Source organism: Paraglaciecola sp. 25GB23A (assembly GCF_040012495.1).
Taxonomy (GTDB): Bacteria; Pseudomonadota; Gammaproteobacteria; order Enterobacterales; family Alteromonadaceae; genus Paraglaciecola.
The window spans coordinates 55,778-73,420 of sequence record NZ_JBDYKM010000019.1 but is presented as its reverse complement, the minus strand read 5'-3'; the positions used below and the strand labels follow the sequence as shown (position 1 = coordinate 73,420).

General features: G+C 41.3%; 19 protein-coding genes. 11 read left to right on the top strand and 8 right to left on the bottom strand.

From position 1 onward, the window contains the following. The first annotated feature begins 59 nt into the window (after positions 1 to 59). The 10 genes from trmB to ABKW31_RS18295 all read left to right on the top strand — a co-directional run bounded on the left by trmB (position 60) and on the right by ABKW31_RS18295 (position 9,557). Positions 60 to 779, top strand: a complete 720-nt coding sequence (gene trmB / locus ABKW31_RS18340) for a tRNA (guanosine(46)-N7)-methyltransferase TrmB (protein ID WP_348618035.1) — start codon at positions 60 to 62, stop codon at positions 777 to 779. Continuing rightward, entirely contained in the window at positions 779 to 1,804 is a 1,026-nt protein-coding gene (locus tag ABKW31_RS18335; protein ID WP_348618034.1) for a methyltransferase, read from the top strand. Before trmB ends, ABKW31_RS18335 begins: the two co-directional genes overlap by 1 nt. Positions 1,805 to 1,937: 133 nt before the next feature. Continuing rightward, positions 1,938 to 3,365, top strand: coding sequence for a glycogen synthase GlgA (gene glgA / locus ABKW31_RS18330; protein ID WP_348618033.1), 1,428 nt, complete (start codon positions 1,938 to 1,940; stop codon positions 3,363 to 3,365). A gap of 28 nt (positions 3,366 to 3,393) precedes the next feature. Continuing rightward, entirely contained in the window at positions 3,394 to 3,693 is a 300-nt protein-coding gene (locus ABKW31_RS18325; RefSeq protein WP_348618032.1) for a hypothetical protein, read from the top strand. 118 nt (positions 3,694 to 3,811) lie between these two features. Further along, the gene (locus tag ABKW31_RS18320; RefSeq protein WP_348618031.1) at positions 3,812 to 5,497 is read left to right on the top strand and encodes a HAMP domain-containing sensor histidine kinase; all 1,686 of its coding nucleotides are present in this window, start codon (positions 3,812 to 3,814) and stop codon (positions 5,495 to 5,497) included. Positions 5,498 to 5,664: 167 nt separating this feature from the next. Next, positions 5,665 to 6,372, top strand: coding sequence for a two-component system response regulator ArcA (gene arcA, locus ABKW31_RS18315; RefSeq protein WP_348618030.1), 708 nt, complete (start codon positions 5,665 to 5,667; stop codon positions 6,370 to 6,372). Positions 6,373 to 6,552: 180 nt separating this feature from the next. Continuing rightward, positions 6,553 to 7,050 (top strand): TlpA disulfide reductase family protein, encoded by a 498-nt coding sequence (locus tag ABKW31_RS18310; RefSeq protein WP_348618029.1) that lies wholly within the window; start codon positions 6,553 to 6,555, stop codon positions 7,048 to 7,050. 5 nt (positions 7,051 to 7,055) lie between these two features. Continuing rightward, the gene (locus ABKW31_RS18305) at positions 7,056 to 7,280 is read left to right on the top strand and encodes a DUF4266 domain-containing protein (RefSeq protein WP_348618028.1); all 225 of its coding nucleotides are present in this window, start codon (positions 7,056 to 7,058) and stop codon (positions 7,278 to 7,280) included. 25 nt (positions 7,281 to 7,305) lie between these two features. Beyond that, positions 7,306 to 8,616, top strand: coding sequence for a DUF3570 domain-containing protein (locus ABKW31_RS18300; protein ID WP_348618027.1), 1,311 nt, complete (start codon positions 7,306 to 7,308; stop codon positions 8,614 to 8,616). 107 nt (positions 8,617 to 8,723) lie between these two features. Continuing rightward, complete coding sequence (locus ABKW31_RS18295) at positions 8,724 to 9,557, top strand: FAD:protein FMN transferase (RefSeq protein WP_348618045.1); 834 nt, start codon at positions 8,724 to 8,726, stop codon at positions 9,555 to 9,557. Between the two features lie 25 nt (positions 9,558 to 9,582). Here ABKW31_RS18295 and ppiC read toward each other — a convergent pair whose 3' ends face one another. From ppiC to ABKW31_RS18255, 8 genes are all read right to left on the bottom strand, one after another. Next, complete coding sequence (gene ppiC, locus ABKW31_RS18290) at positions 9,583 to 9,858, bottom strand: peptidylprolyl isomerase PpiC (protein WP_348618026.1); 276 nt, start codon at positions 9,856 to 9,858, stop codon at positions 9,583 to 9,585. A 158-nt stretch (positions 9,859 to 10,016) separates the two neighbouring features. Beyond that, the gene (locus tag ABKW31_RS18285; protein WP_348618044.1) at positions 10,017 to 10,682 is read right to left on the bottom strand and encodes a hypothetical protein; all 666 of its coding nucleotides are present in this window, start codon (positions 10,680 to 10,682) and stop codon (positions 10,017 to 10,019) included. Between the two features lie 38 nt (positions 10,683 to 10,720). Further along, complete coding sequence (locus ABKW31_RS18280) at positions 10,721 to 11,506, bottom strand: hypothetical protein (protein ID WP_348618025.1); 786 nt, start codon at positions 11,504 to 11,506, stop codon at positions 10,721 to 10,723. Further along, positions 11,496 to 11,816: a cupredoxin domain-containing protein gene (locus ABKW31_RS18275; protein ID WP_348618043.1), complete on the bottom strand. Its 321-nt coding sequence runs from the start codon at positions 11,814 to 11,816 to the stop codon at positions 11,496 to 11,498. Before ABKW31_RS18275 ends, ABKW31_RS18280 begins: the two co-directional genes overlap by 11 nt. A gap of 28 nt (positions 11,817 to 11,844) precedes the next feature. Further along, positions 11,845 to 13,170, bottom strand: a complete 1,326-nt coding sequence (locus ABKW31_RS18270) for an ATP-binding protein (protein WP_348618024.1) — start codon at positions 13,168 to 13,170, stop codon at positions 11,845 to 11,847. Positions 13,171 to 13,173: 3 nt separating this feature from the next. Beyond that, positions 13,174 to 13,836 (bottom strand): response regulator, encoded by a 663-nt coding sequence (locus tag ABKW31_RS18265; protein WP_348618023.1) that lies wholly within the window; start codon positions 13,834 to 13,836, stop codon positions 13,174 to 13,176. Between the two features lie 93 nt (positions 13,837 to 13,929). After that, the gene (locus ABKW31_RS18260; protein WP_348618022.1) at positions 13,930 to 14,556 is read right to left on the bottom strand and encodes a hypothetical protein; all 627 of its coding nucleotides are present in this window, start codon (positions 14,554 to 14,556) and stop codon (positions 13,930 to 13,932) included. Between the two features lie 39 nt (positions 14,557 to 14,595). Beyond that, the gene (locus ABKW31_RS18255) at positions 14,596 to 15,105 is read right to left on the bottom strand and encodes an FxsA family protein (protein ID WP_348618021.1); all 510 of its coding nucleotides are present in this window, start codon (positions 15,103 to 15,105) and stop codon (positions 14,596 to 14,598) included. 332 nt (positions 15,106 to 15,437) lie between these two features. Here ABKW31_RS18255 and dsbD point away from each other — a divergent pair, with 332 nt between their 5' ends. After that, positions 15,438 to 17,636, top strand: a complete 2,199-nt coding sequence (gene dsbD / locus ABKW31_RS18250; RefSeq protein ID WP_348618020.1) for a protein-disulfide reductase DsbD — start codon at positions 15,438 to 15,440, stop codon at positions 17,634 to 17,636. The last annotated feature ends 7 nt before the right edge of the window (positions 17,637 to 17,643 follow it).

Genomic DNA, 17,643 nt, shown 5'->3' with positions numbered 1-17,643 from the left:
CCGGATAATGCGCGCATAAATAGTAAATACAATCATTCTACCCCTTAAGAGTAAGCAACATGAGTCAGTTCAAGTCTGAACAAGAAGCCGCAGAGTCCGGTGTCTACATTCGAAAAATTCAGAGTTTTGTCAAACGTGAAGGACGCCTGACTGGTGGCCAAGCAAAGGCAATCGAGCAATATTGGCCGACTATGGGTCTGTTGCACAGCAGTGGTAAATTAAATACCGAACAGACTTTTGCACGCACCGCTCCCCTAGTACTTGAAATTGGCTTTGGCATGGGCAAATCCCTGGTGGAAATGGCCAAAAACGAAACCGACAAAGATTTCATCGGTATAGAAGTCCACCGTCCTGGCGTAGGCGCTTGTTTGGCCGAAGCGGCTGAGCGCGAGGTTACTAACCTGCGTATTTACGAGCACGATGCCGTAGCAGTATTGGCTGACTGTATCGAAGACGGGAGTTTAGCCAGAGTTCAATTATTTTTCCCTGACCCTTGGCATAAAAAGAAGCATCACAAAAGACGCATTATACAGCCTGATTTTGTGCAGAACCTGCGCACTAAACTGGCTGTGGGTGGTATTTTTCATATGGCCACCGACTGGGAAAATTATGCACAGCATATGCTTGAAGTCATGTCAGCGGCACCGGGCTTTGTCAACTTATCGGCCCTTGGAGACTTTGTCCCTCGCCCTGAACAAAGACCCTTAACCAAGTTCGAACAACGTGGCCATCGTTTAGGTCATGGCGTTTGGGATTTAATGTTTGAGAAGGTAAATTAATGTTATCACCTACTAGCCAACTTTTAGCCAGAAGTAGTGAACTGTTTTCAACAGGTCGATGGTTATTTGTCAATCCGGCTGACGCCAATATATGTCAACACCTGGTCGATGCCGATATCTCAGTCTTCCATCAATTTTTTGATATTTACCAACAAAGTCAACGGGCAGGCGAGCCAGCTAAACATGTTTTTGCCGCTAGTTATGCCACCGAGACCCCCTTTGATGGCGCAGTGGTCAATATGCCAAAAGCCAAAGAACATGCCAAAATGTTGTTAGCAAACGTCGCTGCTTGTTTAAAGCCAGGGGCCAATATTATGCTGGTTGGCGAAAATAACAGTGGAGTAAAAAGTGCAGCCAAATTGCTTGAACCCTACTGTGAAAATGTCAATAAACTTGATTCCGCTCGCCATTGCGCCCTTTACGGTGGCGTGGTGACTTTACCGAGTAAAAGTTTTGACCTGAGCAAATGGCAAACTACTCAGACAGTTGACATAGCAGATTTGAGTTATCAAATTTGCTCTTTACCTGGAGTATTTAGCCACGGTGCAGTGGATATCGGCACTCGTGTATTATTAGAAAACTTGCCTCGTTACCATGCCGGACGTGTATTAGATTTTGGTTGTGGTGCCGGTTATATTGGCTGTTTTGTGGCACTCAACAACCCTCACGCCAAGGTTGTTATGAGCGATGTCAGTGCACTAGCCATCCATTGTGCGGCCCAAAGTGCTAAACTTAATAAGCTCACAGTTGACGTCATACCGTCGGATGGGCTCGGTGCTCTATCAAACAAATTTACTACCATTATTACTAATCCACCGTTTCATACTGGTATCCAAACTGACTACTCAGTAACAGAAACCTTTATTAGTGATTGTAAAAAGTTTTTAACCTCAGAAGGTTCACTCATTTTAGTGGCAAATCAGTTTTTGCGTTACGCAGAGTTATTGGAAAAACAGTTCAAAAGCGTTACCTTAATTCAACAGACAACTAAATTTAGTGTCTACTCTTGTTTACGTGCCAAATAAAATGAGAGCTGTTCAAAATGTAAACAACAAAATAACATAAGTTACGACGTTGAGTTAAATGGCTCTGCGTTGAAAACCTCAAGTTATAACGATTTTGCAATGTCGTGGCCTGTGGCCGTTTAATAGGATGCTGATGAAAATATTATTTGTTGTATCGGAAGTTGAAGATCTAGTGAAAACAGGTGGTCTTGCTGACGTTGCTAAATCACTGCCTCTCGCCCTAAGTGAGTTAGGTCATGAGGTGATTATTGTCATGCCTTACTACCAAGCCTTAGCCGATAAGTTTTCTGCCGCTGAATGTGCGCCAAAACAAATATTGTTTGCTGAAAACCGTCCTTATGAATTTGCTTTGCGTGAAATTAACCTCGCCCAGCTACGAGTCATATGCGTTGATTATCCAGCATTTTTTGCACGTAAAGGTTTGTATTCTGACGATTACCATGCCTACGGTGATAATGCTGAACGATTTGCTTTTTTCGCTCATGCGGCGCTAAAAACCGCACAGGCTATTAATTTTAAACCCGACATTGTGCACTGTAATGACTGGCATACGGCATTAACACCATATTTTCTGCATATCGACGACTCGGGCTTTTTTAGCAAGGCACGCTCAATTTTTACCATTCACAATGGCGCATATCAAGGCACTCATCGCTTTGCTGATATTCCGTATTTACGTCTGCATTATCAACTGCAAAACCAGCTTGATGGTGATGCACTGAATTTTGTTCGTATGGGCATTCGTTACGCCAATAAAATTAATGCAGTAAGTCCTAATTATGCTCAAGAACTATTGACACCTTTAGGATCTCATCATTTATTCTATGAGTTTACACAGCGCCAACAGGATGTTTCAGGCATTCTGAATGGCTGTGATTACTCGCAATGGGATCCCGTCAGTGACCCTCATATAGTCGAGCGTTATGATGTAGATAATTTTCAAGGCAAGGCTGCATGTAAGGCCGACCTACAGCGAGAAATGGCACTACCTATAATAAGTTCAACACCCATAATTGGTATGGTTTGTCGCTTAACCGAACAAAAAGGTTTTAGCTTTATCCTGCCTATGCTTGAACACTTAATGCAACATGAAATGCAACTGGTGATTGTGGGTACCGGCGATCCTGAAATAAGTCACTTTTTACATGACTTAGCCAAACAACATCCTGCCAAGTTGGCGTTTCATGAAGATTTCAGTGTCAGAAAAGCTCACATGATTGAAGCTGGTAGTGATTTTTTCTTAATGCCATCATTGTTTGAACCTTGCGGCCTTAATCAGATGTATAGCCTAGCTTTTGGCACCTTACCCATAGTCAGGGCAGTGGGCGGCTTGAAAGATACGGTGATTGATTTAGCTCAACAACCCGAAGCAGCAACGGGGTTCATTTTTGATCAACCAGACAGTGCTAGTTTATTAGCTTGTGTAGAAAGGGCTTTGTTATTCTATTTTGAGTATCCAGAAAAATTTGTAGCGACTCAAAAACGCGCGATGCATAGCCGATTTACTTGGCAAGCTTCCGCCAAAGAATATGAACAGCTTTATATTGAGGCGCTTAACTAAGGTGATAGGCAGATTATGCAAATTGTTTTTGGCCACTAGCCTGTGGGTAACAACCACTAAGGCACTGGCCTTACCTGAATTGTGTTTACAATCCCCCAAGCGCACTGCTGCTTGTCCACATCTTTTGTATAAAAAGAGTAAACTGGCAATCCCTAAATTGGCCGTGCAGGCAAATGAAATAGTCTGTTTATGTTTAACTGATCTGAATCCTCTACTCACGCCGCCTAGCAGTGAATTAGAAAAAATTGACCAACAACTCGCTTGGATGACGTTGACCCAAGAGTATCGCCTAACTAAAGAAGAAATTATGGCCTTAATACGCGAATGAATTTGTTCAATTATCATTAATTGTATACAGTCAAAGTAACAACAGGCTAAAAATTAAAAGTCTGCTAATACTTAGCATCACTAGTTTGTAAAAAATGAGAGTAACGATCAGTCCAAATATGGCCAATTCAAGCAGATTTCTATCAATCAAAAGCCTAATAATATGGGTGGTAATGGCTATTACCTCTGTGTCTCTCATCGTCGCTTCCGGTATCAATCTTTTTTCTCAGATCAATTCTTATAAAAACGAACTCATTTCTGACGTTAGTATGTTAGCTCAGCTCATCGGCCAAAGTGCGGTTAGTGCAATGGATGAAGGCCAGGTTGATGAGCTTCAAACCAGCATGAAAGTGCTGTCAGCAGTTACGATTATAGAAAACGTACATTTATATAAAGTCCTAGATAATGGTGAGCGCTCCTTTTTTGCTAGTTATAACAAAAATGGTATTGCTCCAGTAAGACCAAGGTTGGAGCAAAGTGAAAAACTCGCCAGCGTTATTCTTAGTGGTAACTTAGCTGAAATCATCAGCCCGATTTATCGGGAAAATAGCAATGCTGAAGATAGTAACGAAGAGATAATTAACGATTTAGTCGGCTATATTTATCTCAGAGCCTCTGCAGAAGCACTCGAAGAACACATTAGCGAGTCGATTTTATTGACGCTTACCGTATTATTGGTCTGCGTCGCCGTTTGTTTCTTTCTAACCCTTAAACTGCAAAGCACCATTACCGCACCTATCCAAACCCTTGTGCACTTAGTGCAACGCATCTCTCGACAAAAAGATTTTTCTAACCGAGCAGACCCAAATGGTATTAAAGAGTTAGATATACTAATTGATGCCTTTAATGCCATGTTAGAAAGAACTCAGGGACATATGCAGCGCCAAGCTGATGCAGAACATGAATATCGCTCCTTAAATGTCAGTTTGGAAGAAAAAGTCAATCAGCGTACCTTGGCGTTAAAAGACGCTAACTCTGAACTTATCCAAACTCTTGAGAAACTTCATCAATTTCAAAGACAAATGGTACAAAATGAAAAAATGGCGTCACTTGGTGACATGGTTGCTGGGGTTGCGCATGAAGTTAACACTCCTATTGGTTTAGGTGTGACCGCCTCGACCATGATGTTAGACAGACTAGTCGATTTGAAAAAAGCCTTTGAAGATAAAACGCTAAAAGCCAGCGCATTATCCAAATTTATTGGAGAAAGCGAAGAAAACTTAAACATCATTTATCGCAACCTTAATAGAGCGGCAGAACTCATCTCTAGTTTTAAACAAGTCGCAGTCGACCAAAGTTCGGAAAACAACCGTATTTTCTGCTTTAGTAAACTCATGGACGAAATCTTGATGTCAATGCGCCCTAAGTTAAAACGCGTGCAGCATGAAATAAAAGTACATTGTGGGGATGAACTGTATATTGAATCAAAAGCAGGACCGATTAATCAAATCATGATCAATTTAATCATGAATTCCATCATCCATGGTTTTGAGTTTATTGAAAAAGGCATCATCGATATAGATATTGCGATGCTTGATGACAAAAAGATTTGCATCACCTTCAAAGACAACGGCAAGGGCATTCCTGAACAGTTGCGTAAACGGATCTTTGATCCCTTTGTCACTACCAAGCGCGGACAAGGAGGAAGTGGTTTAGGTATGCATTTAGTCTACAACTTGGTAACCCAAGCACTTAATGGCTCTATTTCAGTGCAAAGCGAAAATAATAAAGGGGTAGAGTTTAAAATCATCTTCCCAGTAAAACGAATTGATCCCAGTGAAATGCCCCGCAGTTCGTTATTTTAAAACTGACATTTATCCCAGAATAAACATAAAAAAGACAAATTAGTTGGTAATAAAACGTAATATGCCGAATAATGTAGCGAAATATCGAAGTTTGTCTAGATAAAACCCTGATTTTTAGATAATTTCTGATAGACTTTTAATCAAATTTATTAACATGGCGTTAAACTATGCAGACTCCCAATATTTTAATTGTTGAAGATGAAGTCGTTACCCGCACGACGCTTAAAAGTTTATTTGAAGCGGAAGGTTATAACGTATTTGAAGCTGAAAATGGCGAACAGATGCATGACTTTTTTGAAAATAACAATATCAACCTGGTCATAATGGATATCAACTTACCAGGCAAAAATGGCTTAATCTTGGCACGTGAAGTACGCGGCCGTAAAAATATCGGTCTTATTTTCCTAACCGGTCGTGATAACGACGTTGACCGTATACTAGGTTTAGAAATTGGTGCAGATGATTATCTGACTAAACCCTTTAATCCTCGTGAATTGACGATCAGAGCCCGTAATTTATTAGCTCGTACAAGCAACACTAATGAAGACGATGATCTGCCTAGTCGTGTTAACTTTAATGGTTGGATACTAGACGGTGACAGTCGCAGCTTAATTTCACCTAGCAGCAAAGAATTCCGTTTACCTCGTAGTGAGTTCCGCGCCTTGCATCTATTTTTAAGCAATCCAGGTAAAATACTTACGCGTGAACAGCTAATTTTAGAGATGACAGGCCGTGAATTGCGTCCTAATGACCGCACAGTCGATGTAACTATTCGCCGTATTCGTAAACATTTTGAGTCTGAAATTAACGCTGATGACTTGATCGTCACTATCCACGGCGAAGGTTATCGTTTTTGTGGCTCAGTAGATGCCTAATAGACACTAATATAGACCACTAAAAGCGGCTCTATAGTACAAATTACCACTATGAATTGATTAAAAAAGCAGCCTTGGCTGCTTTTTTGTTGTTTGCTGTTTGTTCTTTCTCACCGTTAAGATTCATTTAAGCTAAGGGCTTTATTGTGCTTCCTATTCGTTATCGCTAGGAACACCCTCTTGAATTTTCTTAAACCAGTATTAGTTTTTTGTTGTTTAGCTCTGCCGGTATATACCAGCTCAGCACTAGCCGACAATGTTTCACCAGCACCGAATTTTGACATCAAGACCACTCAACTTAAGAGTTCACTGCAGGACTTACAAGGAAAAGTAGTCTATGTGGATTTTTGGGCCAGTTGGTGTAAACCCTGTCGTAAGTCCTTTCCTTGGATGAACAACATGCAAGCAAAGTATCCAGATGACCTGCAAGTGATTGCCATCAATTTAGATGCCGAGCCAGAATTGGCCGCGGCCTTCCTTGATAAAGTGCCTGCTCATATACCTATTGTGTACGACCCTCAAGGCAATATCGCCAAAGCCTACAAACTATTAGGCATGCCAAGTAGTTACCTAATTGATAAAAAAGGCAATATCCGCTTTTCACATAAAGGATTTTTTACTGAAAGAGAAAGCCTTTACGAAAACGAAATTAACACCTTATTAAACGAACAGGAGTAGACCCTATGCGTCATAAAATCCTTAAAATTAGCGCCTTGTTGCTATTAATCCAATTGGCTGGCTGTGCCAATCTTGGTGTGCAACCATGGGAACGCGACTTATTAGCTAAAGACGAAATGGCCCTCGACTCAGAGGGTAATGATTTGGGACTCGATGATCATATCTATTTCAGTAAAGAAGGTACCAGTGGCGGTCGCGCTTTTGCAGGTGGTGGTTGTGGTTGTAACTAAAGCAAGTCAGCACAGGAATTCAGCAATGAAAAAAACCATCAATATCACTGCCGCTTTAGCTTCTGCTACCTGCGCATTATTGCATCCTTATGCCAGTGCTAACGATATGTTAGAGGGCTGGAAAGTTGATACCTCATTAATGTACTACGGTGAAACAGACCGTGTTACCGCCGTTGAAACGGTTATTGCCGGACAAAAAGATTTTGGTGACGAACGTCTTTTCACTGGAAAAATTGTGATAGATACACTGACCGGTGCATCGGCAACGGGTGCAGTGGCCCAACTCACAGCCCAAACTGTTAGTCGCCCATCAGGCCAAGGCAGTTATACTGTCAATGCGGGTGAAACGCCTTTAGATAATACCTTTAAAGATACACGTGTTCAGGTTGATGGTCAGTGGACCCAACCTTGGTCTGATGTTAGTCGTATTACCACTGGACTTCATCTTTCTACCGAACATGATTATTATTCATTAGGTTTTAATGGCTCTTATGCCCATGATTTTTATAATAAAAACACGACACTTTCGGGCGGCTTAGCCTACTCTTATGATGTTATTAAGCCAGAAGGTGGCCTGCCCGTGCCATTTTCTACTAAAACAGCCTCAACTGGCTATTCAGAAGATTATGATGATGACGGATACATAGAGGAAGATGGTGATGATAACTATGCCAATGATGAACGCTCAGGCAGTAGTGACAATAAATCTACAATCGATGTATTATTTGGTTTAACCCAAGTTATTAACCGCCGCATGCTAATGCAGTTTAATCTAGGGGTTTCACAAATTAATGGCTATTCGACCGATCCCTATAAAGTACTGAGTATCGTTAACGATCAGGGCTTAACTCAGAGCTTAGTCTATGAAAATCGTCCTGATTCTAGAATTAAAACCTTCGCGTTTTGGCAAACAAAATACGCTTTAGATTTTGGTGTAGCTGATTTTTCATATCGTTTTGCTACCGACGACTGGAAAGTTGATTCACATACTTTCGATTCACGCCTACGTATTAATCTGAGCGATAGTAGCTATCTTCAACCCCATTTTAGATATTACAATCAAAGTGCAGCAGAGTTTTTCCAACCATTTTTAATGGAAGGGCAAGCCTTACCTGAGTTTGCCACTGCCGATTATCGATTAGGCGAGATGACGGCTTACACGCTAGGTTTAAAGTACGGCATGGAATTGGATAATGGTGATGAGTTATCATTCAGACTCGAATACTATCAACAAAGCCCCAAAAATGCTGGATTCACTGAACCAGGAACTTTAAAAGACGTTGATTTATACCCCAGTGTAAAAGCCGTTATTGCACAAGTTAACTATCGCTTTTAAGCTAGGCCTAACGATAGGTAAAAATGGAGATAGGCTTGACTAACAACGAGCAAGCTGCTTTTACTATGCAACATAAAAGCGATCACTATTGTGGTCGTTTTTATGCTATGGCGAGCCCCTGCGAATTACTCATTGATACTCAAGACGAAAAGCTTGCTAAACAACTGACCTCAATAGCGCAAGCCGAAGTAATACGCATTGAGAAAAAATTCAGTCGCTACCGCACAGACAATCTGCTGCATCAGATAAATCATAGCCAGGGTCAGTCAGTCATTATCGACGATGAAACCTATCGCTTATTACAATTTGCCAACACTTGTTTTGAGCTCAGTGACGGAATGTTTGACCTAAGCTCAGGGGTGCTGCGCAAAGCCTGGAATTTCAATGGTTCAGACCAACTCCCTAGTCCAGAGTTAGTTTCCAGTTTATTACCTCGGGTTGGTTGGCAAAGACTGCGCTTCACGTCCAACGAACTCATTATGCCTGCTGATATGGAGTTAGATTTTGGTGGTATCGGTAAAGAATATGCAGTTGATTGTGTCGCCAAACTCTGTAATCAACTGGCGCCAAAATTATCCGTGGTCGTCAATTTTGGCGGAGACATTCAAGTGACGTGCCCACGCAAAAAAGATCAATCTTGGCATATTGGGATAGAAAGTTTGCAGGGAGAAGACTTAACAGCACAACTCCTTCATATAAAAGCCGGTGGATTGGCCACCAGTGGCGATGCTAGACGCTTTTTACTCAAAAACGGTAAAAGATACAGTCATATTCTCAATCCTAATACAGGCTATCCTGTAGAGGACGCACCGCGTTCGGTAACTGTAGCTGCTTCACATTGTATTCAAGCAGGCTTACTTGCGACTTTAGCCTTATTACAAGGCCCTGAAGCAGAGCAATTTTTACAAAACCAGAATGTGCAATTTTGGTGTTATCGATAAATGTAGCAGTGAATATTTCAACTTTTTAATTGCGATATAGCGTTTTTATCAGGTGGTAACCAAATTGGGTTTTAACCGGCCCATGCACTTCTAAAATGGCTTTTTTAAACACCACATTATCAAAAGCCTTAACCATTTGCCCAGGTCGAAACTCCCCTAAATCACCGCCTTTTTTACCTGAGGGGCATAGAGAATGTTTCTTGGCTAATTGCTGAAAATTGCCGCCCTTATTCAATTGTGCTTTGATTTTTAGCGCTTCAGCCTCAGTTTTGACCAGTATATGACATGCACATGCTTTCATTATTTTGCCTTGGTATTTCAGTATGACAGGCCATTTTAGCCTGCTATTGCCTTTTTCAAAACAATATAACTAACGCAGTAAACAGCCAACGTTTAATATCTTCTGTGGTAGTGGCGCCAAATTAATTTTCGCAAGCTCAACAGACTTAAGGGCTAAGACTAAAACTCATATTCGAGGGCAAAACGTAGAGTATTATCTTTATCTTTGCCATTGAGGCCAGCAATAAAAGCTAACTCCCATTTCAGTTGCTTGATCCCTTCGTAGCGATGAACTCCGATAAATGCCGGGCCAATACCCACAAAGTCCTGACCGGTATAGATTTCTATCGCAGGCTGTACTTCCAGCATAAAACGATAACGATATTGCAGCCTAAACTCTGTTTCAACTTCATTTTGTACATTGGCACCCCACTCATAAATTAATAAAGCATTAAGTGTTAAGCTAGTATGCACAAACTCCTTTTCAAACAATAAACCGCTAGTCACTTCAAAAGTATTGCTATCATGTTGTTTTTCAAACTCAAACAATACGCCCCAGTCCGCCCAATATTGCCCTTGGTCGGTTAGCATATAACGAGCTTCCAGCTCAAAGCCTTGCAAACCAAAATCGTCAGACTCATCTCGCTCGGCACTAATATAAGCTTCGATAATCAAATACTCGGTAATCGCTTGGCCGTAGGCAAAACGCTGGGCTAATACATTTTTGTCATCGCTTTGACGGGAGGTAAGCCGCCACTCTACTTTGCGCTCATTGGCCACTACTAGCGGGTGATAAACCTTATCCACCGGATTGCCATCTGCCCAAGCGGGCCAAATAGCCCCCATTAGGCTAATGAGTAAAAATATAAATAAGGGTTTCGAATTCACTGGTTTTCACCTCTATCAGTATGGGCGATAAACTTAAGCCAAAAATATCGTGTAAAAAGTGGCAAAAAAATAAGAGATATATATAAGCTCACTTGCAAAGTCGTAGGCGTTGCAATATAGCCAAATAATACATTGAGCAAGTGGCCATATTCAGATTCATTATCCACCAACCACTGACTGTTCCACAGCGAGACACCCTCAGGAATAACATCCACCTGAACCAATAAATTGAGAGAATTAGTCACTTGTCCCGAAACAAAAATCAATAATATAGTCCATGAAGCAAACGGTCCAAATTGACGCTTAAGCCACACCGTAAAAAAATACAGCAAAATAGCCAAACTTAAACAAATTCCTAAACCGAGTAGGGTTCCAATCAACATTGACTGCAAGGCGTTTTGTTGATTAAGAAAGCCATTAAAATAAAGCAAAAAATTGGTGCCCTTAGCGACAATAATGATAACTAACAGCACTAACACTATCCAAGATTGGTGATGATTCAGATAACTGGCGGGACGAATAAATAGACCAAAACCTAGCAATAATACACCACTATATAACAGAAAATGTAGAGCCCATAAGCTCACTTCTAAGCCTGTGCCAGCAAACAATTCACCCAGTACATCTACCTGCTGGATAAAAACCAAGGAACAAAAGAAGCCCAATAATAAAGCGCCAAACAATAGCCGTTTAGTCACTGCAACTTGCCCGATCAACATACCTAGCAGCACAAACAGAGGCAGTGCGTCGCGCAGAAAGAGAATAACGGTATTAATCAGCATCGCCGTCTCCTCTTGATTCTTTCTCTACCACCACCGTGCCACGAGCAGAATTGGGATTATATTCACCGCTAAATTCATATTCACCAGGTCGCAAGGGACCAACAAAGATATAGGTTTTGCTGTTGGCAAATATCACTTTTTGTCGATTTAAAGAAAAGCTATAGAACTCTTCAGGGGTGTCATCTTGATTATGAATAATCAACTTGACTTTTTTGCCCGCTGGAATGGTGATCTGCGACGGAAAAAATAGATGGTCTTTGAGCACTAGTTCATATTCAGGCACCGCAAGCAGTGACGGACTAACCACCATCAGTAGCAAACAATAATAGCGATGAAATCTAGCCAACTGCAGGCTCCTGTTGCTCAAATTTAAGGTCAACGGCTAAACCCCCTAACATACTTGATGGACCGAGTTTGATTTTAGCATGATGCAGTTGGGCAATATGCTCTGCAATAGCTAATCCAAGTCCACAGCCTGGAACATTGCTAGCATGTCTATCTCCACCAATGCGATAAAATCGCTCAAATACCAAGGCATATTCCTCAGGCTCCATACCCGGACCAGAATCTTCTACCTTAACATTAACCCGGCCTTTTTGTGTTGTGATACTCACTCGAATACGTCCAAGATCTGGCGTATATTTACTCGCATTAGAAATTAAGTTTTGCAGCAATACCTCTAAAGCAAATTCGTCCCCAATGACGGTAGCGGTGTCTCCCAACAATTCGATTTCTTGTTGCTTTTGCTCAATTTGTGGATATAGGTGAGCGATAACGCTTTGACATAAAAGTTTCAAATCTAACGAGACAAAGTTGCCGCGATATTGTTCTGGATTGGTGCGATTTAACAAAAGTATTTGTTCAACCACGTGACCCATTCGCTCAATGCCTTGTTGCAAAAACAGCATATTTGCCATTGACTGTTGTTGACCACGTAGTTCAATAGCTAAGTTGTGTGCATTAATTTTCAATACGCTCAATGGTGTACGTAATTCGTGAGCGGCGTCAGAGGCAAAACGTTTTTCGCGCAAAAACGCGGCATCTAAACGCTCAAACAACTGGTTTAAGGTATTGACCACCGGCACTAATTCTGCCGCTTGCGGGATAGCAGCTAAAGGCCTTAGATCATCCGCCTTTTTAATTTTAAGTGCTTCCGATAACAAATTAAGGGGTAACAATCCGCGACTGATAATTAAAAAAGTTAAGGCGGCCAAAATAGCGATAGACATCACTAAGGGAGTGACTGCAGCAAGAATCACGTTTTCAGCTAATTCAAAACGATAATTCAGAGGCTGGGCTACCATAATCCAACGCTGTTGCTCAGGCATCCAATGACTGTAAGTTCGCCAGCGTTGAGCTAAAAAATTATTTTCATCAAAACCTTCTTCAAAATTGGCTATGGCAGATGTAAGCTGAGGATTGGACGCCACAATCAATTTTTTATCTTGCCAAATTTGAAATGTAAACGCCATTTGGTCAAGCTCAGTCTTTTGTGATGTATGCAGTGAGGTGGTTGAGAGTATCAGCGCCAAAGAACTGAGTTCGTCATCAAATATTGACGCCGCTTCAAGCATACTGCTGCGATAACCTTGAATAGCAGATGCGAAAGTAACCAGTGTAATCACTGAAATTAAAATCAAAGTCAGGTAACGACGAATAGACAAAAATTAGTTACCTTTAGCTACGCTGTAACCTACGCCACGAATCGTTTTTATAAAACCATCAGGTAATTTTTTACGTAAATGATGAATGTGTACTTCAATAGCGTTGCTAGCCACCTCTTCACCCCATTCATAAAGTTTTGACTCTAATTGCTCACGTGATTGGATTCGACCTGCTTGTTCCATTAAAATTTTCAGTACCATAAATTCTTTACGGGGCAAATCTAATATTGTATCGGCGATATTCACCACGTGTGAAGCAGAGTCTAAACTCACCTCTTTGATTTTTATCACACTGCTCACAGCGGTACCCAGACGTCGCTCTATCACTCTAAGGCGAGCGATGAGCTCGTGCACATCAAAAGGTTTACTTAAATAATCATCAGCGCCTTGATCAAGGCCTTTAATTTTATCTTCAATGGAATCTCTGGCAGTCAAAATAAGCACGGGGATTCGAATATGATGCTGACGGATCTTTTTAAGCAAACTTAGACCATCCATATCGGGCAGCCCTAAATCGAGCACCAACATGTCACATTCATTGGTTTGCACCGTTAACCAAGCAGACTTGGCATCATTAACATGATTGGCGGTAAAACCCTCAGCGCGCAAGGACTGATGTAAGCCCCGGGCTAATTGCAGATCATCTTCAACTAACAGTATTCGCATGCCGTTCTCATATGCTGTCATGATTTAATTATGGGTAATACTAACAGGATAGTGAACAAGGGATATACCATTGCGTATTCAAATTGAAGTCGATTACTTAGTGATTTTTGTCAACATTTGATTAGCTTGTATCAATTGAAATTCTATCCAGCCGTCCTGTTTTTTTGCCGCCGCACAATCCACTGCCAGCTGTAGATGTTTTTGCGCCTGCGCATAGTTTTTTTGGTCAAACCAAAACTCACCTGCTCGCAAATTACTCATGAGTCCCTGCGGATCGATCTCCAAGGCTTTACTGAGTAGTTTTTCAGCCATAGTTTGACTTCCAAATGAGAAAGGCCAACCCGGCGTATTGTGATACAAATAGCCCAGTTCAGCATAGGTCTGATGGGGGAAAACTCGAGGGTCTAAACTCAGTGCATATTGCAAGTCATCTCGGGCTTGTTTGGCAACTTTAAGCCCTTCAATACTCGGTACTTGGCTAGCATAAAACGCTTTAATTTGTCCACTTAGGGCCCATGCTTTAGCGTTGGTGGGATTTTGTTTGCTAACACTTTGGGCGCGAGCGATAAAACGTTGTAATAACGCTTTATCAAGGGTTTGATTGATAAAAACAGCGGAGTTTTGCCAATCATCAAAGAGCTCAGATACCGGATCAGTCATTGCCATGGTGGCAATACTTTGTGCCATTAAGCAGCAGAGCAAACATACGCGCGTCCACATAAACAAACCTTAGCCATCAAATCAAACTGAGTACTAAGTTTAATCAGGCTTTCTTAAGCCTTGCTTAATCGACTCATCCTTTGTTTCATATTCCCCTTCGATGATCTCACCGTCTTGCGGGTCTTGTTGACTTTTGGCTTGAAAGTCAGCTTGAGACTGACCAAAATTGCCGTTGACCGAGCCGCTTTGTACCACTTTTACCACCAAACCTTTCAATAAGGCTTTGGCAATAAGTGGGCGAGTCAGGGGTAAACATAAAATGATACCAAAAATGTCTGTGATAAAACCCGGTGTGACTAACATCACTCCAGCAATAACTAACAACAACCCTTCTGCCATTTCTTGACCTGGCATTGCACCTTGTTGCATTTTTTGTTGCGCAGTAAGTAAGGTATTCAAGCCTTGTTGCCTGACAAGGTGGGCACCTAAAAATGCAGTTACTATTACAATAGCTACGGTATTCCAGCCGCCTATAAGTTCACCCACGTGAATAAGCAAGGTGATTTCCAAAATAGGAAGGATAGCGAATAACAGGAATAATTTGCCCACAGCGGTCTCAACATGTTTAAAAGTGAATAGGAAAAGCGCTATCATTATCGATAATACGTCGCGCAGACGTTACCATATTTAGCAAACTAAAATAACATGAAATTTTGGCCTGCATTCCTTGGTCATAATGGTGCTGTGGTTTGAAGTTACTCCCATCTATACGAATATAGCTAATTTGACACTTAAAGACTGTGATATTTAATTTTGTGTTAAGTAATCAAAGGGTAGACTATTGACGTTTAAGATAGTCTAAATCAAATCGCTGCAGTGAAATTATTCACTATCGGATGCATAAAACGCCTTTTAATTAAACGACGGAAGTTAAAACAATAATGTTAAGCAAAAAAAGTTACTGGTTAGTTGCATGTTTAGCGTGCTTATTTTTATCAACACAAGTGGCCGCTCAACAATCGGACCCATTTGCCGACATGTTTACCGAAGAGCCGGATTTTCTTGCGGTTGATCAGGCATTTCAGTTTGAGTTTACCCAAAAAGACAATGACCTGGTGCTCAGTTGGACAGTAGCTGATGGATACTATCTGTATAAAAAGCAATTTAAAACCGTAGTCAAAAATGCCGAATTAGCCGAGCCACAATTTCCCCAATCAGAGCAAATTGAAGATGAGTTTTTTGGGGTGTCGGATATTTTTCGCCAGCAGGTGAATATTACTTATCCCATCATCCAGTCTATCCAAGATGGCGTAGTTAAAATTCAATACCAAGGCTGCGCTGATGCAGGCTTATGTTATCCCCCAACCGTTAAAGTGGTTTATCTGGATAAGACAAACTCTCAATTTTTACCTGTTGAAAAAGCCTTTGCCTATGATTTTACTCAGGAAAATGACACATTATCACTAAGCTGGAAAATAGCTGATGGCTACTACTTGTATAAAGATTCTATTGAGATAATTCCGGCAGGTGCAGCCCTCAAGGATTTAGAACTTCCCCCTGCAATATCCATCGTGGATAAATTTAAGGGCCCTACTGTGGGCTATCGTGGAGAGTTCAAATTTCAAAGTAAAATTATTACTGTTGCAGAACAAAATGAAGTGCAAATACAGTTTCAAGGGTGTGCAGATGATGGAATTTGCTACCCTGTCCAATCTAAAATATTGACCTTGCAAAAACTTAATTCAGCTGATGTAGCAGAAAACATATCACAAATTGGCACTTCGCTTACCTCTGAGCATTTCAATGAAAATGAATCAACGTCAAACACCGTGGTATCTCAGCAGTTTGAATTAGCGGATTTGTTAGCTAGTGACCAAAGCTTAACGTGGAGCCTGTTTCTGTTTTTCCTCTTAGGTATTGGCTTGGCTTTTACACCCTGTGTTTTTCCAATGTACCCTATTTTGTCGGGTATTGTGATTGGCCAAGGCAAAACTATCAGTACTTCAAAAGCCTTTAGCTTGTCTTTTATTTACGTCCAAGGTATGGCACTAACATACTCAATTTTAGGTTTAGTGGTAGCATCAGCTGGCGTACAATTTCAAGCTACCTTGCAACACCCCGCTATCCTTATCACACTAATCACTTTATTTGTGTTGCTTGCCATAGTGATGTTTGGTGCTTACGAGCTACAAATGCCTTCCAGCTGGCAAGAAAAACTCAATGCCATGAGTAATAAACAAAAGAGCGGCAGTTACATCGGCGTATTTGTAATGGGAGCCATATCAGGTTTAGTGGCTTCCCCATGCACGACCGCGCCATTAACTGGGATATTGTTGTTTATTGCTCAAAGTGGCGACTTATTGCTAGGGTTCACCGCACTGTATGCTCTCAGTCTAGGCATGGGTATTCCGCTCATCTTATTTGGTATAACAGGCGGCAAACTGCTACCCAAAGCGGGAAACTGGATGAATATCGTCAAAGTGACCTTTGGTTTTATGATGTTAGCAGTGGCCCTAATATTTGTTGAACGTTTGCAAAGTTATGTGCCGGTGTTAGTGGTGGATATAGCTTGGACAGTGCTTGGCTTGGCGTGTTTTACCTACTTCTTTGTGATGAACCAAGACAGTAAAGTGTCTTTCCTTAAGGGGCTAAGAACATTGCTGATTTTTGTTGGCCTGATGGCCTCAGGATTCTATGGTTATTCAACAATTACACCATTATTTGCCCATCAAGCAATGCCGGGAGTAAGCCAACAACAATCAGCAGTGACACCTCATCCAGATTTTGTTTTAATCAAGAGTCTTGATGACTTTAATGCAAAATTGGCAGCGGCTAATGCACAAGGCAAATCGGTAATGTTAGATTTATATGCTGACTGGTGTGTTGCTTGTAAGGAGTTTGAGAAGTTTACTTTTCCTGCGCCAGCGGTAGTCGACGCCCTTAGCAATACTGTGTGGATGCAGATTGATTTAACTGACAATACTCCAGTAAATCTGAGCTTTCAGGATTATTTTTCGATTTTAGGTTTACCTACTATTTTGTTCTTTAACCAGCAAGGCGAAGAGCTTAAATCGGCCCGAGTGACGGGCTTTATGAAGGCAGAGCCCTTTGCAGATCATGTGAATCAAGTATTTAACTAATAGCTTA

Coding starts and splice junctions, on each gene's coding strand:
- ABKW31_RS18285 (WP_348618044.1), bottom strand. CDS start 10,682: ATGGGGGCTATTTGGCCCGCTTGGGCAGATGGCAATCCGGTGGATAAG.
- ABKW31_RS18335 (WP_348618034.1), top strand. CDS start 779: ATGTTATCACCTACTAGCCAACTTTTAGCCAGAAGTAGTGAACTGTTT.
- arcA (WP_348618030.1), top strand. CDS start 5,665: ATGCAGACTCCCAATATTTTAATTGTTGAAGATGAAGTCGTTACCCGC.
- ABKW31_RS18300 (WP_348618027.1), top strand. CDS start 7,306: ATGAAAAAAACCATCAATATCACTGCCGCTTTAGCTTCTGCTACCTGC.
- ABKW31_RS18275 (WP_348618043.1), bottom strand. CDS start 11,816: ATGGTGGTTAGTCCGTCACTGCTTGCGGTGCCTGAATATGAACTAGTG.
- dsbD (WP_348618020.1), top strand. CDS start 15,438: ATGTTAAGCAAAAAAAGTTACTGGTTAGTTGCATGTTTAGCGTGCTTA.
- ABKW31_RS18280 (WP_348618025.1), bottom strand. CDS start 11,506: ATGCTGATTAATACCGTTATTCTCTTTCTGCGCGACGCACTGCCTCTG.
- trmB (WP_348618035.1), top strand. CDS start 60: ATGAGTCAGTTCAAGTCTGAACAAGAAGCCGCAGAGTCCGGTGTCTAC.
- ABKW31_RS18295 (WP_348618045.1), top strand. CDS start 8,724: ATGGCGAGCCCCTGCGAATTACTCATTGATACTCAAGACGAAAAGCTT.
- ABKW31_RS18320 (WP_348618031.1), top strand. CDS start 3,812: ATGGCCAATTCAAGCAGATTTCTATCAATCAAAAGCCTAATAATATGG.
- ABKW31_RS18265 (WP_348618023.1), bottom strand. CDS start 13,836: ATGCGAATACTGTTAGTTGAAGATGATCTGCAATTAGCCCGGGGCTTA.
- ABKW31_RS18260 (WP_348618022.1), bottom strand. CDS start 14,556: ATGTGGACGCGCGTATGTTTGCTCTGCTGCTTAATGGCACAAAGTATT.
- ABKW31_RS18305 (WP_348618028.1), top strand. CDS start 7,056: ATGCGTCATAAAATCCTTAAAATTAGCGCCTTGTTGCTATTAATCCAA.
- ppiC (WP_348618026.1), bottom strand. CDS start 9,858: ATGAAAGCATGTGCATGTCATATACTGGTCAAAACTGAGGCTGAAGCG.
- glgA (WP_348618033.1), top strand. CDS start 1,938: ATGAAAATATTATTTGTTGTATCGGAAGTTGAAGATCTAGTGAAAACA.